Here is a 15,031-nt window from a genome sequence, read left to right as displayed (position 1 = left end):
GTAGGCCGGTTAAGCGCAGCGCCACCCGGCAACAGCAACCCCAAAGCAAACACAACACGCACTCCCGGAATGATGAAAAAACTTTTAGCGCTAGCCCTTGTTGCGCCGTTGCTTGTGTCTTGTTCTTCCAAAAAAGGCGATGAATACAACGAAGCCTGGGTAAAGGACACCAACGGTTTTGACATTTTGATGGGGCAGTTTGCCCACAACATCGAGAACATATGGGGATTTAACGAAGTTCTTATTGCCGGACCGAAGGACTACGTTAAGTACACTGACGCCTATCAGACCCGTAGCCACATCAACTTCGATGACGGTACGATTACGGTTGAAACCATCGCAGGGACTGAACCTGCGGCGCATTTACGTCAGGCCATCATCAAAACCCTGCTGATGGGCGACGATCCGGGGTCTATCGACCTCTACTCTGATGCCGATGACATCACCATCTCCAAAGAGCCGTTTCTGTATGGCCAGGTCGTTGACCAGACCGGTCAGCCGATCCGCTGGGAAGGCCGCGCCACGAAATTTGCCGACTACCTGCTGCAAACGCGCCTGAAAAGCCGCACCAACGGCCTGAAAGTGATCTACAGCGTCACGATCAACCTGGTGCCGAACCACCTCGACAAGCGTGCGCATAAGTATCTGGGCATGGTGCGTCAGGCGTCGCGTAAGTATGGCGTGGATGAGTCGCTGATCCTGGCGATTATGCAGACCGAGTCCTCGTTCAACCCCTACGCGGTAAGCCGTTCCGACGCGCTGGGGCTGATGCAGGTTGTACAGCACAGCGCCGGTAAAGACGTGTTCCGCGCACAGGGGAAATCCGGCACGCCGAGCCGCAGCTACCTGTTCGATCCGCAAAGCAACATTGATACCGGTACGGCCTACCTGGCGATGCTGAACAATGTCTACCTGGGCGGGATTGATAACCCAACCTCACGCCGCTATGCGGTGATCACCGCCTATAACGGCGGGGCGGGCAGCGTGCTGCGCGTCTTCTCAAATGACAAAGTGCAGGCCGCGAACATCATCAACAGCATGGCGCCGGGGGATGTCTACTCAACCCTCACCACCCGCCACCCGTCTGCGGAATCACGCCGCTATCTGTATAAGGTGAATACGGCGCAGAAGAACTACCGTCGCCGCTAGTCAACACACCTTCTCCTGCAATGAGAAGGTGTTCTGCTTCCCCTCTCCCTGTGGGAGAGGGCCAGGGTGAGGGCATCAGACCGCACCCATCTCATCCCACCCATACGAAAATGCTATTTGCATCACAATCCAGACTGCAAATTAATGTGGATTGCATTTTTTTGCGGGAGGTAACAAAACATATCGTTGCCAACTGATAGAATTGCATCAAATAACAACCCTGAATGTTCCCAAAACAACATATCTCCCGCTCACTTGTGAGGAAAGTAACATGAACCTTAAGCTGCAGCTTAAAATCTTGTCGTTTCTGCAGTTCTGCCTGTGGGGTAGCTGGCTGACTACACTCGGCTCCTATATGTTTGTGACGCTCAAGTTCGATGGTGCGTCGATCGGTGCCGTTTACAGCTCGCTGGGTATTGCGGCTGTCTTCATGCCAACGCTGCTCGGTATCGTGGCGGATAAATGGCTAAGCGCGAAATGGCTGTATATGCTTTGCCACCTGGTGGGTGCGGGGACGCTGTTTATGGCGGCCGAAGTGACCACGCCGGGGGCGATGTTCATGGTGATCCTGCTTAACTCGCTGGCCTATATGCCAACGCTTGGCCTGATCAACACCATCTCCTACTATCGCCTGAAATCTGCCGGTCTGGATATCGTCACCGACTTCCCGCCAATCCGTATCTGGGGCACCATCGGCTTTATCATGGCGATGTGGGGCGTGAGCTTCGCGGGCTTCGAGCTGAGCCATATGCAGCTCTACATCGGCGCGGCGCTCTCCGTACTGCTGGCGCTGTTCACCCTGACACTGCCCACCATTCCGGTATCTAATCAGCAGAAAAACCAGAGCTGGAGCACCATGCTTGGCCTGGACGCCTTCGCACTGTTTAAAAACAAGCGCATGGCGATCTTCTTTATCTTCTCCATGCTGCTGGGCGCGGAACTGCAAATCACCAACATGTTCGGTAATACCTTCCTGCACAGCTTCGATAACGATCCGCTGTTTGCCGGGAGCTTTATCGTCGAACACGCGTCGGTGATGATGTCCATCTCGCAGATCTCCGAGACGCTGTTCATCCTGACCATCCCGTTCTTCCTGAGCCGCTACGGTATCAAGAACGTCATGCTGATCAGTATCGCCGCCTGGATGTTGCGCTTCGGTCTGTTCGCCTATGGCGACCCGAGCGCGTTCGGCACCGTGCTGCTGGTTCTGTCGATGATTGTTTACGGCTGTGCCTTCGACTTCTTCAACATCTCCGGCTCGGTGTTTGTGGAAAAAGAGGTGAAGCCTGAAATCCGCGCCAGTGCGCAGGGCATGTTCCTGATGATGACCAACGGCTTCGGCTGTATTCTGGGCGGCGTGGTGAGCGGCAAAGTGGTTGAGATGTATACCACTAACGGCATCACCAACTGGCAACCAGTGTGGCTGATCTTCGCCGGGTACTCGCTGGTGCTGTTCTTCGCGTTCATCGCGCTGTTCAAGTACAAGCACGTGCGCGAGCCGCACGGTGCGCAGCCGATCGCGCATTGATTGTTGTGCCCGGTGGCGCTGCGCTTACCGGGCCTAAAAAACCAGACCGTAGGCCGGGTAAGGCGTAGCCGCCACCCGGCTATTTTATTCCAGAAAGCACCCACCCCACCGACAGCAAATCCGCGCTGCCGCCCGGGCTCAGATTGCGTTCAATCAATGCCTTATCCATCTTCAGCAACGCCTCGCAGTCCCAGCCGTTAGCCAGTAATTCCCGCGCGTAGCCCTGAACGTAGCGCAGCCCCTCAATGCCGCCGCGCGAAACGAGATTGCTGTCCTGATTTACCGCCATCAGGCGCAACAGCAGGCCGTGAAGCGACTGACCGTTCCACGCATCCAAAGCCTTACGCACCGTGGCAAAGCCGCTTTCTGCCTCGCCACGCGCGCCGGTTAAACCGTACAGCTGAAACTGCCGCTCCCCCGCCGTTGCCTGCCCGCTGCGCCCGGCCAGCTCCCTCGCCACCAGCCCACGACAGATGTTACTTACCTCACAACAGAGGCTATCCGCAGAGATATTTTTCACACGCCCGGCGGCGAAGCAGAGCAAACCGAGGGCAAAAATCCCGCCCTTGTGGGTATTTACCCCGCCCGTGGCGGCGTACATTGCCTGCTCGCAGGCCATTCCCATCGGACGAAGAATCCGCAACTGCCGATCGGCAGGTTTGGCCGCATGTGCTTCCCCCAGTTCCGCAAACCGGGCAAACCACGGCGTAATCGCCATAATGCTGCGGACAAACAAGGCATGGTCCATATCGCGATGGGAGCCGTTATTGAGCCTGTCCACCAGCCCCGGTTTTGGCGTCAGCTCCAGCTCCTGCCACAGCGCCTCTGCGGCAAGCGCAGGGAGATCAACCGGGCGCGGTTCAGTCGCGAGCAAACCAGTCATCGATCATCTTCTCCACGCGGGAAACCACCTGCTCAGCGGGGTGATTGCGCGAACGGGAACAGGCATGAGCGGGCTCGTCACAGATCAGGCAGCGTCTGAGATTCGCCCCCAGCGACTGACGCCCGACGTGGCCGTTTTCAGGGCAGATCACATCCAGATCCCACAGCCTGCCAAGTGGGTGCGTCTGCTCCAGTTCTGCACAGTGCGCCTTAATTTCCGCCGCCGGATGCGCGATGCACCACAAGGCTTCAGGTCCGGTGGGTAGCCACAGCACCTTACGGTCCAGCACCTGCCAGCGGTTTTCCCACAGCAGCTGGTCGCACATTTGCAGCGCCACGCCCATGGTGTTGCGATAGCGAAGGCTGTCTTTGATTTCCCCAGGCGTAACCAGCGTGAGGGAGATCACCGGTTGTTGATAGTGCGCAAGCATGTCAGCCTGGCGCGCTGCGCGGCGCTCTTTCGCCGCCAGCAGTTCTTCCAGGCTGACACCCGTCCGCACGGGTGTCGCAATAGTCACACTTCCTCCTTTACCTGTCGAACGGTGTCGATCACGCTGCCGTCGCGGTAGCGGATCACCCCGACGATTTTGTCGGTGAACTCAATCGGTTTCGGTACGCCTGTCAACGAAATCGCTCGCTCATACAGCGCGTTGATATCTACAACCTTCAGCCCTGCTTCCATAAGTCGTTCGCGGATCTCCGGGCGCGCCGGGTTGACCGCAATACCGTGGTCGGTGACCAGCACGTCAATGCTCTCCCCCGGCGTGAGGCGGGTGGTAACGCGCTTCACGACGGTCGGGATGCGGCTTCGCAGCAGCGGCGCGACCACAATGGTCAGGTTGGCTGCCGCCGCCACGTCGCAGTGTCCGCCGGATGCGCCACGCATCACGCCATCGGAGCCGGTGATGACATTGACGTTAAAGTCGACGTCGATTTCCAGGGCGCTGAGGATCACCACGTCGAGCTGGTCGCAGCTTGCCGCCTTGCTGCCGGGGTTGGCGTAGACGTTGGTGGAGATCTCCACGTGGTTCGGGTTGCGCGCCAGCGAGGCCGCTGCCTGGCCGTCAAAGCACTGGGTGTCGAGCAGCTTTTCGATGAGCCCCTTCTCGTGCAGATCCACCAGGCTGCCGGTGATGCCGCCAAGGGCGAAGCGCGCCTTCACGCCGCCGCGCTCCATCTTCTCTTCCATAAAACGGGTGCAGGCGGTGGCCGCTGCGCCGGAGCCGGTCTGCATCGAGAAGCCTGGTTTGAAATAGCCAGAGTGTTCAATCACGTCCGCCGCATAGCGGGCGATCATCAGCTCGCGCGGGTTGCTGGTGACGCGCGCCGCGCCGACGCTGATTTTCGCCGGGTCGCCCACGCTCTCCACCTGCACGATGTAGTCCACCTGATCCTGCACCAGGCTGGCGGGCATATTCGGAAACGGCACCAGTTCTTCCGTAAGCAGCACCACCTTACGGGCAAAGTGCGCATCCACCATGGCGTAGCCCAGCGAACCGCAGCACGATTTTCCGTGCGTGCCGTTGGCGTTACCAAACGCATCGCTGCACGGCACGCCAAGAAACGCCACGTCGATGTTCAGTTCGCCGTCCTGGAGCAGCTTCACGCGCCCGCCGTGGGAGTGAATTTGTACCGGCTCGTCCATCAGCCCGTGAGAGATGGCATCCGCCAGCCTGCCGCGCATGCCGGAGGTGTAAATCCGGGTGATGACGCCACTTTCGATATGCTCGATCAGCGCGTCATTGCAGGTCATTAGCGAGCTGGAAGCCAGGGTCAGATTTTTGAAGCCCATCCGCGCCAGCAGCGCCACGACGGTGTTGATCACCCGGTCGCCTTCGCGAAAGGCATGGTGGAAAGAGATGGTCATCCCGTCCTGCAAGCCGCTGCGCTTTACCGCCTCTTCAATAGAGGCGCAGAGCTTGCGGCTGTGCTTCGTCTCGCTGTCCGCCAGCCACGGCGTCGCGCTGTGGGCAGTATCAAAGGGTTTCAGATCCCGCAGATGGGGGAAATTCACATGGAGAAGTTCTGTCTGATTCATTATGTCATCCTTACCGACGCACGCCGGAGGCCGCCGCGCGCTCCAGCACCACCTGCGCGTGGTTAATAATCGGTGCATCCACCATTTTGCCGTTGAGCGAGACCACGCCCAGGCCGTTACGCTCGCCCTCTTCTGCCGCCTCAATCACCCTTTTGGCGTGATCCACCTCTTCCTGAGTCGGGGCGTAGGCGTTGTGCAGCAGGTCTATCTGGCGCGGGTTAATCAGCGATTTGCCGTTAAAGCCCATCTTGCGGATCAGGTCGACCTCGCGCAGGAACCCGGCTTCGTCGTTAACGTCGGACCACACCACGTCGAAGGCGTCGATACCGGCGGCGCGTGCGGCGTGCAGCACGGCGCAGCGGGCATAGAACAGCTCGGTGCCGTCGCCGCGCTCGGTCTGCATGTCCATCACGTAGTCAAAGGCGGCCAGCGCGATGCCGATCAGGCGCGGGGAGCTGCGGGCAATCGCCACGGCGTTGATGACGCCAATGGCCGATTCAATCGCCGCCATCACGCGGGTGGAACCCACTTCGCGCCCGCACTCCTGCTCAATGCGCTCGAGGTGGCCTTCCAGCTCGTAAATATCGTCCGGGGTGTCGGTTTTCGGCAGGCGAATCACGTCCACGCCCGCGCGCACGGCGGCCTCCAGATCCAGCAGGCCAAACGGCGTGTTCAGCGGGTTAATGCGCACCACGGTTTCGATATCCTGATACATCGGATGCTGCAACGCGTGGAACACCAGCATGCGTGCGGTGTCCTTCTCACGCAGGGCCACGGCGTCCTCAAGGTCAAACATGATGGAGTCGGGACGGTAGATAAAGGCGGTAGAGAGCATGGCGGCATTGGCGCCCGGCAGGAACAGCATACTGCGGCGGAGTTTACTCATTTCAGCGCCCCCCAGTTGATGGCCTGTTCATCGGCAGCACGCAGAAGCGCGCTTTGCAGGCGGGCGCGGATCACACAGTCCAGCGCCCCTTTGTCTTCAATAATGATTAATCCCTGGTGCACGTTCATGGCGCGTAATGTGTCGTTGACCACCTGGCGTATTTGCTCGCCAAACTGCTTAATCACTTCACTGTGGATGACAATCTCCAGCTCACCGTGAGCGGGGGCGATTTTCACCATCAGGTCGCTGGACTCCTGCGTTCCGGCCAGCGCCTCCCTTACAATATTCATGATAAATTCCTGATAGTTATGCGACTTCCGCACTCGCACGATAATGTGCTTCGAGGTGCGCGAAGGTGGAGTCCGGGACAATCTCCCGGATCCGGGAAAACTGCTGTGTCTTGAGTAAACGGCGCACTTCCGAGGCCGAAATGGCGTTGCCGGTGGCCTTGATGCGCGGCATCTCCACCACCTCAATATGCGAGGCCAGCAGGTCGTGCAGCGTCTGGTTGTACTGCCGGGTGATGTCGCAGAACGGCTCCGAGCCGATGAAGCGGTGCGTGATGCCCAGCGCCGGGGCGATAAAGTCCCGGAAGATCAGCACGTCGATCTCGCTCCACGCCTGCTGCACTTTGCCGGTCTCCTTCAGGAAGTAGGCCGGGAAGGTGGCGCGGGAGATGATGTACTGCGAGCCTTCATGCACCACCACGTTCGGCAGATGCGCCACGCCCGCACGCACCATCTCGAGGCGCGCGCTGAACGGGAAGAACGAGGCGTCTTCACGCACCACAAACAGATGCAGGGCATCGCACTGCGTCGCCGCCTGCTCCACCAGATGACGATGGCCGAGGGTGAAGGGATTGGCGTTCATCACGATCGCGCCCGTTTTTTCACCACACCTGCGCTTCGCGCGCAGGGATCGGCAGTAGCGCGCGATCCCCTGCGGAGTGTTCTCCATTAGCACCGCGTTGTTCCCGCTCTGGGCAATCGGCCAGAAACCGCTGCGGCCAAAGCGCTCCTTATTGCACGGACGGGTGCAGAGGAAGAGGTGAAAATGGCCGCGCTCCAGCGCCGCGTTTTCCACCTCTGCCAGCAGACGCGCGCTGAGGTTTTCCCCACGAAGCTGCTCGTTGACCGCCACGCATTTGATGACGTTGGCAGCCAGCCCGGCGCAACCCACCAGCTGCGCGCCGGACCAGGCTTCGACAAACAGCGTGATGTCGTTGTCCAGGCCAAGGCCGCTGTCTGCCAGCAGGTAGCGGATCTGGCTTAAGCGTTCTGGGTGTTTCGCCACAACGGTGTGCCGAAAATCAATGGGTTGCGATTGCATGCTGCCGCCTTACTCAGTGCGCTGCCGCGAGCCCGACGGCTGGCGCTTCCACGATCACGTTGCTCAGATGACCGATATGCTCGATCTCCACCTCAATGCGATCCCCCTCCTTCATAAACAGCGGCGGGTTGCGCTTTTTACCCACGCCACCAGGCGAGCCGGTGATGATCACGTCGCCCGGGCTGAGACGGGTGAAGGTGCTGATATACTCGATCAGCTCCGCCACCTTGTGGATCATGCTGCTGGTGTTGTCCTCCTGCACCATGCGGCCGTTCAGCCAGGTGCGGATCGCCAGGCTGTGCGGGTCCGGGATCTCATCCGCCGTCGCCATCCACGGGCCGAACGCCCCGGTCTGGCGCCAGTTTTTCCCGGCGGTGAACCAGGTGTGCTGCCAGTCGCGGGCGGAGCCGTCCATGTAACAGCTGTAGCCCGCCACGTGGCGCAGGGCGTCGTCGCGGCTGATGTTCTCCCCGCCTTTGCCGATGATCACCGCCAGCTCGCCTTCGTAGTCGAACTCGCTGGAGTGGCGCGGCTTCAGCACCGGCTCGTTGTGGCCGGTCTGTGAATCCGGGAAGCGGACAAACAGCGTCGGGGCCGGGTTGTGCTGGTCAAACTCCTTGCGCTTGTCGGTATAGTTCATGCCCACGCAGAGGATTTTTTCCGGCTGGACAATCACCGGTAAGAAGGTGATGGCGTTCAGCGGTACATCCACCGCGTCGTTCAGAAAACGGGTGGCCTGCGCCAGCCCGTTCCCCTGCAACAGCGCTTTAAGGTCGCCATAGCGGTCGCCCAGGCGGCGGCCCAAATCAATCACGCCTTCGGCCTGTACGATGCCGTAGCTGCGTTTTCCCTGGTATAAAAAGCTTGCGAGTTTCATTGTTCTTTCCTGAAAACTTAAACGAGGAAGTTGCCCAGAATCAGCAGTGAGACAGAGACGTTAATCGCGCCGCCGATACGGGTAGCAATCTGGGCGAATGGCATCAGGCTCATGCGGTTGCCTGCGGTCAAGATCGCCACGTCACCGGTGCCGCCCTGCCCGCTCTGACAGCAGGAGACGATGGCGACATCAATCGGGTGCATACCAATCTTTTTGCCAACGAAGAATCCGGTCGCCACCAGCGCGGAAACGGTGCTGACAATCACCAGCAGGTTGCTGACGGTGAACGCCGCCACCAGTTCATGCCATGGGGTAATCGCCACGCCGACAGCGAAGAGGATTGGGTAGGTCACGGAGGTCTGGAAGAATTTGTACACCACCTGGGAACCCTCCAGCAGACGCGGAGAGGCGCCGTTGCAGAGCTTCACCAGCACCGCCATAAACAACATGCCCACCGGCGCTGGCAGACCAATCAGCTTGTGACCGAGCATGCCCAGCATGTACAGCAGCACCGCCAGCAGCGCGCCCGAGGCGATTGTCGTCACGTCCGCTTTGCCGGAGAACGCAGGTTGGGAAACAGTGGCATCAGCGTTGGCGCGATTCGGCATCAGCTGGCCTTCACCGGTCAGGTGCGGGTAGCGTTTACCGAGCTGGTTGAGGCAACCGGAGATAATGATCGCCGTCAGGCCGCCGAGCATCACCATCGGCAGCACGCGGCCGAGCGCCACGCCCTGATCCATATGCAGCAGGGTGGCATAGCCGATAGAGAGCGGGATCGCCCCTTCCCCGACGCCGCCCGCCATGATCGGCAGAATGATAAAGAAGAAGATCTGGAACGGCTCGAGGCCCAGCGCCAGCCCAACACCCATGCCGACAATCATGCCGACGATTTCACCGCACAGCATCGGGAAGAAGATGCGCAGGAAGCCCTGGATCAGCACGGTGCGGTTCATACTCATGATGCTGCCGACGATAATGCAGCAGATATAGAGGTAGAGAATATTGGTGGATTTATAGAATTTGGTCGTGGACTCAACCACCACGTCCGGCAGCAGGCCGTAATAGACCAGCGCGGAAGGGATAAAGGTGGCGCAAATTGCCGCCGCACCGAGCTTGCCGACAATCGGCAGGCGTTTGCCGAACTCACCGCAGGCAAAGCCGAAGAAGGCCAGCGTGGCCACCATGACCACAATGTCGCTCGGCAGTTTTCCGCCCAGGCAATCAATCGCAATCAGCGCGCCCGCCAGAACGAACAGCGGCAGAGGAATAATGCCGATTTTCCAGGTATCCATAATATGCCACCAGCGCTCTTTGAGCGATGGCCGCTGAATATCAATCGGGTCGTGGGTAACAGAGAATGAATCGTCACTTGTGCTCATAATAAGCCCCTTAGTTATTTTGTGCGTTCAGCTTAGAGTCACAAAGGCTTACTTTATGTGAGGGATGGCATATTAAAAGCGAAGTTTTAATGGACGCTATGGTTTTAATGGTTTCTTTTATTTAATGTGATTTACGCCTTATTTATTGCCGTGGTTTTTATGGTTTCTTTTCTTAACTGAACAAAGAAATAACATTTATTCATTTAACCTTAAGAGGATGAGACTTTCGGAAAAATCTTTTACAGGCTGCGCTGTGCAAGGGATCACAAGTTTTCGGCAAAGCGGGCATCCTGGCTTTAAAAGATGATATATTCAGCCGACCTGTTGATATCTCGCGTGATAGTTATGAAAGTATCGTTTCAGATCAAGCTGTTTATTTCGCTGGTCGCCTTTTTCTCAGTGCTGTTCGCATTACTGGGCGGATATTATTATGTCGATGTCGGCAGGCAGCTTTATCAGGAAATGAGCGCGCGCGCAAAAATACAGGCCGAAGAAATTGCGCTTATTCCTACCCTGCGAAAAGAAGTCGAACAAAAGGATATCCTGGGTATCCATGACTTTATGCAGAAAATAGCCGCCCGCAGCGACGCCAGTTTTATTGTGATTGGTGACAATAAGGGGCTGCATCTTTTCCACTCCGTGTTTGCCGACCGGGTAGGCAAAACGCTGGTTGGCGGAGATAACGACGAGGTATTACACGGCAAAAGCACCATCACCATCCGCAAGGGCGGGTTAGGCATTTCGCTGCGCAGCAAAGCGCCCATTTTTAATGATGCCGGGCAGGTGGTGGGGATTGTTTCGGTAGGCTATCTCACGAGCTATCTGGACACCATCACCGTCAACAAGGTGGTTAATATCCTGATTGCCGCCGTGCTGCTGCTTATCGCCCTGTTTATTTTCTCCTGGTTCTTCACCCGCAGCATCAAGAAGCAGATATTCTCTCTGGAGCCGCGCGAAATCGGCCTGCTGGTGCGCCAGCAAAAGGCGATGATGGAATCCATTTATGAAGGGGTGATTGCCATCGACGACGATCTCCGCATTGAGGTGATCAACCAGGCGGCGCGTAAATTATTAGGCTTACGCCAGCCCGCCCGCGAACTGCGGGGTCAGCTCATCAGCCAGGTGATCGCGCCCGTCCCGTTCTTCAACGCGCAAACCATGCTTGCGAAAGACACCCACGATGAGATCTGTCGCTTTAACGATCTCACAGTTATTGCCAGCCGGGTGCGGATCATGCTGGAAGATGCGTTGCAGGGCTGGGTGATCACCTTTCGCGATCGCAACGAGATCGACTCGCTCAGCGCCCAGCTCAGCCAGGTGAAGCGCTACGTTGATAACCTGCGCATCATGCGCCATGAACAGCTGAACCGCATGACTACGCTGTCCGGCCTGCTGCATATGGGCCGTTATGACGAAGCGATTCGCTACATACAGGCGCAGTCGGAACACGCTCAGGAGCTGCTGGACTTTATCTCGTCCCGCTTTAGCTCTCCGACGCTGTGTGGTTTGCTGCTTGGAAAGGCCGCCCGCGCGCGTGAAAAAGGCGTTGAGCTGAGTTTCGACCCGGCCTGCCGGGTGGATAAACCGTTCCTGCCGCTGCTCGAATCGGAACTTATCTCGATCATCGGGAACTTGCTGGATAACGCCATTGAAGCGACCCAGCGTGCACCGCTCCCGCATGCCCCGGTGGACGTGCTGATAAAGCTGAACGAGCAGGAACTGATTATTGAAGTCGCCGACCAGGGCGTCGGCATCACACCGGAGATCCGCGACCGGATCTTTGAGCGCGGCATCACCACCAAAACGCGCGGCGATCATGGTATTGGCCTGTATCTGATTGAAAGCTATGTCACACAGGCTGGCGGTGCAATTGAAGTTGCCGATAACACCCCACGCGGTGCCATTTTCTCACTGTTTATTCCCGCCACGGGAACGGCCCGGCACCCCGTACAGGAACTGGAAGATACCGACTATGCAACATGAACTTATCGACGTACTGATTGTTGAAGACGAGAACGAACTGGCGCAACTGCACGCGGAGCTTATCGGTAAACATCCGCGCCTGAGGCTGGTGGGGATTGCCGCGTCGCTGGCCGACGCGCAGGTACAACTGGAGAGCAAACAGCCGAAGCTGATGCTGCTGGATAACTACCTGCCGGACGGCAAAGGCATCACCCTTATCAGCAACCCGATGCTCACCCGCGCCAACTGCTCGGTGATTTTCATCACCGCCGCCAGCGATATGGACACCTGTAGCCAGGCCATTCGTAACGGCGCGTTCGACTACATCCTCAAGCCGGTTTCCTGGAAGCGCCTGAGCCAGTCGCTGGAACGTTTTGTGCAGTTTGCCGAACAGCAGCGCGTCTGGAAGATTGTCGACCAGCAGAACGTAGATTCACTCTATCAATTGCAGGCGAAAAACTATCGCCTGGACAACGGCAGCAAAGGGATAGAGGAGAACACGCTGGCGCGGGTGCAAATGCTGTTTAACAACAAGGCGGCGCACTGTTTTACGGTGGATGAGGTGGTGAGCGAGACGGGCCTGAGTAAAACCACCACCCGGCGCTATCTGGAACACTGCGTGGAGGTGGGTTTTCTGACAGTGGAGATGCTGTACGGGAAGATTGGGCATCCGAGAAGGATGTACCGCCGCGCAGAAGCCTGACGCAGTATTGTAGGCCCGGTAAGCTTGCGCCACCGGGCAACTCGCCGGGTGGCGCTAACGCTTACCCGGCCTACGTTCAGACATTCAATACGTATCCATACAGCCGCTTAATCCCGTCCGCATCTTTCTCGCTGTAAACGCCCTGCAACTCTGGGGAGAAACCCGGCAGCATATTAATGCCCTCTTCCAGCGCCAGGAAATAGCGCTGTACTGCTCCACCCCAGACTTCCCCGGGCACCACACACAGCACGCCCGGCGGGTATGGCAGCGCACCTTCGGCGGCAATGCGTCCTTCAGCGTCACGAATACGCACCAGTTCGACGTTCCCGCGAATGTACTCCTGGTTGGCATCCTGCGGGTTCATCACCACGGCCGGCAGGCTCTCCTGACGGAACATCGCCTTCTGTAAATCCTTCACGTTAAAGCTGACGTAGAGATCGTGCATCTCCTGGCACAGCTGACGGATCGTGTAGTCGCGGTAACGCACCGGGTATTTCTGATAGATAGTCGGAAGCACATCCGCGAGCGGTGTGTCGTCTTCAATATGCTGTTCAAACTGCCCCAGCATTGCCACGAGCTGCATTAGCTTCTCCGCGCTCTCGGCTGGCGTCAGCAGGAACAGGATGGAGTTGAGATCGCACTTCTCCGGCACAATGCCGTTCTCGCGCAGGTAGTGGGCGAGAATGGTCGCCGGAATGCCGAAATCGGTATAGTGCCCTGTTTCAGCATCAATGCCCGGCGTGGTCAGCAGCAGCTTGCACGGATCGACGAAATACTGCTCGCGGGCATAGCCTTCAAAACCGTGCCATTTTGCACCCGGTTCAAAACTAAAGAAGCGACGCTCGCTGGCGATAGCCTGTGTGGGGTGATCCTGCCATGGCCGCCCCGCCACCACCGGCGGGATAAACGGTTTGATCATATTGCAGTTGGCGATGATGGCCTTGCGCGCTTCTATGCCCAGCTCGACGCACTCCGCCCACAGCCTGCGTCCGCTCTCGCCCTCGTGGATCTTGGCGTTCACGTCCAGCGCCGCAAACAGCGGATAAAACGGGCTGGTGGAGGCATGCAGCATGAACGCGTTGTTCAGCCGCTTGTGCGGGCAGAAGCGCGACTGACCGCGAATATGGTTATCCTTTTTATGGATCTGCGACGTTTGTGAGAACCCGGCCTGCTGTTTGTGCACCGACTGGGTCACGAAAATTCCCGGATCGTTCTCGTTCAGTTCCAGCAGAAGCGGAGACGTTTCCGCCATCATCGGGATAAACTGCTCGTAGCCGACCCAGGCGGAGTCAAAGAGGATGTAGTCGCAAAGGTGACCGATCTTGTCGATCACCTGACGGGCGTTGTAGATCGTGCCATCGTAGGTGCCGAGCTGAATGATCGCCAGACGGAACGGGCGCGCCTCGGCGGCTTTCTGCGGCGCGACGTCACGGATCAGTTCCCGCAACCAGGCCTCATCAAAGCAGTGCTCATCAATCCCGCCGATAAAACCAAACGGATTACGGGCTGCCTCAAGATAGACAGGCGTTGCCCCGGCCTGGATCAGCGCTCCATGATGGTTGGACTTGTGGTTGTTACGATCGAACAGCACCAGATCGCCACGGGTCAGCAGCGCATTGGTCACCACTTTATTGGCCGCCGACGTGCCGTTCAGCACGAAGTAGGTTTTATCCGCGTTGAACACTTTCGCCGCGAACTTTTGCGCGTGCTTGGCGGAGCCTTCGTGGATCAGCAGATCGCCCAGCTTAACGTCGGCGTTGCACATGTCGGCGCGAAAAACATTCTCACCGAAGAAATCATAGAACTGCCGCCCCGCCGGGTGTTTTTTGAAAAAGGCACCGTGCTGGTGACCCGGACAGGCAAAGGTGCTGTTTCCCATCGCCACATACTGGCTCAGGGTGTCAAAAAAGGGTGGCAGCAGGTTCTCTTCATACCGGCAGGCGGCAGATTCCAGTTCCAGCAATTCCTGTGCTTTACCCGAGATGATCGCCGTGACACCCTCTGGCACCTCTCCTGGCTCTGTTGAGAACAAAAATACCGGTAACTGAAAGCCCGTACGCTTCAGCAAAGCGAGAATGCCGCTGTAGCTTTCAACAACCGTAATGACGACTGCCGCCACATCGGTGAAATCGGTGTTATCCAGCATAACTTTTTCGCGATGCGTAGAAACTTTGGATACCAGCTCACGGCTGACGGCAATTTTCATGGTTTTCATAGGCGCAAATACCCTCACCGAACGGTGAGACAGGAAGGAGAAAATTCGCGCAATCATGTCACCTTTTATTTTCAGGTGCAAGA

13 protein-coding genes are annotated in these 15,031 nt (G+C 57.9%); 4 read left to right on the top strand and 9 right to left on the bottom strand.

Annotation, left to right across the window (positions count from 1 at the left end; all coding sequences use genetic code 11):
• The first annotated feature begins 72 nt into the window (after window positions 1-72).
• Together mltC and ACWKXX_RS20450 are read left to right on the top strand one after the other, a co-directional pair.
• Window positions 73-1,149, top strand: a complete 1,077-nt coding sequence (gene mltC / locus ACWKXX_RS20455; RefSeq protein WP_017382930.1) for a membrane-bound lytic murein transglycosylase MltC — start codon at window positions 73-75, stop codon at window positions 1,147-1,149.
• A gap of 271 nt (window positions 1,150-1,420) precedes the next feature.
• Window positions 1,421-2,677, top strand: coding sequence for a nucleoside permease (locus ACWKXX_RS20450; protein ID WP_015571846.1), 1,257 nt, complete (start codon window positions 1,421-1,423; stop codon window positions 2,675-2,677).
• Window positions 2,678-2,756: 79 nt separating this feature from the next.
• Here ACWKXX_RS20450 and citG read toward each other — a convergent pair whose 3' ends face one another.
• The 8 genes from citG to ACWKXX_RS20410 are packed head-to-tail and all read right to left on the bottom strand — an operon-like array spanning window position 2,757 to window position 10,068.
• A complete protein-coding gene (gene citG / locus ACWKXX_RS20445; RefSeq protein WP_032654999.1) occupies window positions 2,757-3,560 on the bottom strand; it encodes a triphosphoribosyl-dephospho-CoA synthase CitG in 804 nt (267 codons plus the stop codon).
• Entirely contained in the window at window positions 3,538-4,077 is a 540-nt protein-coding gene (gene citX, locus ACWKXX_RS20440) for a citrate lyase holo-[acyl-carrier protein] synthase (RefSeq protein WP_047062730.1), read from the bottom strand. Before citX ends, citG begins: the two co-directional genes overlap by 23 nt.
• Window positions 4,074-5,597, bottom strand: a complete 1,524-nt coding sequence (gene citF / locus ACWKXX_RS20435; RefSeq protein WP_261666009.1) for a citrate lyase subunit alpha — start codon at window positions 5,595-5,597, stop codon at window positions 4,074-4,076. The genes citX and citF overlap by 4 nt, the downstream gene beginning before the upstream one ends.
• A gap of 10 nt (window positions 5,598-5,607) precedes the next feature.
• Complete coding sequence (gene citE, locus ACWKXX_RS20430; RefSeq protein ID WP_017692684.1) at window positions 5,608-6,483, bottom strand: citrate (pro-3S)-lyase subunit beta; 876 nt, start codon at window positions 6,481-6,483, stop codon at window positions 5,608-5,610.
• Window positions 6,480-6,773: a citrate lyase acyl carrier protein gene (citD, locus tag ACWKXX_RS20425; RefSeq protein WP_017382935.1), complete on the bottom strand. Its 294-nt coding sequence runs from the start codon at window positions 6,771-6,773 to the stop codon at window positions 6,480-6,482. The genes citE and citD overlap by 4 nt, the downstream gene beginning before the upstream one ends.
• Before the next feature lie 16 nt (window positions 6,774-6,789).
• Window positions 6,790-7,812 (bottom strand): [citrate (pro-3S)-lyase] ligase, encoded by a 1,023-nt coding sequence (citC, locus tag ACWKXX_RS20420; RefSeq protein ID WP_045347346.1) that lies wholly within the window; start codon window positions 7,810-7,812, stop codon window positions 6,790-6,792.
• 13 nt (window positions 7,813-7,825) lie between these two features.
• A complete protein-coding gene (locus ACWKXX_RS20415; protein ID WP_261666008.1) occupies window positions 7,826-8,689 on the bottom strand; it encodes a fumarylacetoacetate hydrolase family protein in 864 nt (287 codons plus the stop codon).
• Between the two features lie 17 nt (window positions 8,690-8,706).
• Entirely contained in the window at window positions 8,707-10,068 is a 1,362-nt protein-coding gene (locus tag ACWKXX_RS20410; protein WP_261666007.1) for a 2-hydroxycarboxylate transporter family protein, read from the bottom strand.
• A gap of 345 nt (window positions 10,069-10,413) precedes the next feature.
• Between ACWKXX_RS20410 and ACWKXX_RS20405 the strand changes: the two genes are divergently transcribed.
• Window positions 10,414-12,051, top strand: coding sequence for an ATP-binding protein (locus ACWKXX_RS20405; protein ID WP_017382937.1), 1,638 nt, complete (start codon window positions 10,414-10,416; stop codon window positions 12,049-12,051).
• Window positions 12,041-12,733, top strand: a complete 693-nt coding sequence (locus tag ACWKXX_RS20400; RefSeq protein WP_015571854.1) for a response regulator — start codon at window positions 12,041-12,043, stop codon at window positions 12,731-12,733. Before ACWKXX_RS20405 ends, ACWKXX_RS20400 begins: the two co-directional genes overlap by 11 nt.
• A 76-nt stretch (window positions 12,734-12,809) precedes the next feature.
• Here ACWKXX_RS20400 and ACWKXX_RS20395 read toward each other — a convergent pair whose 3' ends face one another.
• Window positions 12,810-14,948 (bottom strand): ornithine decarboxylase, encoded by a 2,139-nt coding sequence (locus ACWKXX_RS20395; RefSeq protein WP_058687341.1) that lies wholly within the window; start codon window positions 14,946-14,948, stop codon window positions 12,810-12,812.
• Window positions 14,949-15,031 lie beyond the last annotated feature (83 nt).

Source organism: Enterobacter sp. UPMP2061, assembly GCF_053709615.1.
Note: the sequence above shows the minus strand (reverse complement) of the source record. Positions and strands in the feature narration are given on the sequence as shown.

What these genes read in the sequence shown, in the direction of transcription:
- mltC (WP_017382930.1), top strand. Translation starts at nt 73, where the DNA reads ATGAAAAAACTTTTAGCGCTAGCCCTTGTTGCGCCGTTGCTTGTGTCT.
- ACWKXX_RS20450 (WP_015571846.1), top strand. Translation starts at nt 1,421, where the DNA reads ATGAACCTTAAGCTGCAGCTTAAAATCTTGTCGTTTCTGCAGTTCTGC.
- citG (WP_032654999.1), bottom strand. Translation starts at nt 3,560, where the DNA reads ATGACTGGTTTGCTCGCGACTGAACCGCGCCCGGTTGATCTCCCTGCG.
- citF (WP_261666009.1), bottom strand. Translation starts at nt 5,597, where the DNA reads ATGAATCAGACAGAACTTCTCCATGTGAATTTCCCCCATCTGCGGGAT.
- citE (WP_017692684.1), bottom strand. Translation starts at nt 6,483, where the DNA reads ATGAGTAAACTCCGCCGCAGTATGCTGTTCCTGCCGGGCGCCAATGCC.
- citD (WP_017382935.1), bottom strand. Translation starts at nt 6,773, where the DNA reads ATGAATATTGTAAGGGAGGCGCTGGCCGGAACGCAGGAGTCCAGCGAC.
- citC (WP_045347346.1), bottom strand. Translation starts at nt 7,812, where the DNA reads ATGCAATCGCAACCCATTGATTTTCGGCACACCGTTGTGGCGAAACAC.
- ACWKXX_RS20415 (WP_261666008.1), bottom strand. Translation starts at nt 8,689, where the DNA reads ATGAAACTCGCAAGCTTTTTATACCAGGGAAAACGCAGCTACGGCATC.
- ACWKXX_RS20410 (WP_261666007.1), bottom strand. Translation starts at nt 10,068, where the DNA reads ATGAGCACAAGTGACGATTCATTCTCTGTTACCCACGACCCGATTGAT.
- ACWKXX_RS20405 (WP_017382937.1), top strand. Translation starts at nt 10,414, where the DNA reads ATGAAAGTATCGTTTCAGATCAAGCTGTTTATTTCGCTGGTCGCCTTT.
- ACWKXX_RS20400 (WP_015571854.1), top strand. Translation starts at nt 12,041, where the DNA reads ATGCAACATGAACTTATCGACGTACTGATTGTTGAAGACGAGAACGAA.
- ACWKXX_RS20395 (WP_058687341.1), bottom strand. Translation starts at nt 14,948, where the DNA reads ATGAAAACCATGAAAATTGCCGTCAGCCGTGAGCTGGTATCCAAAGTT.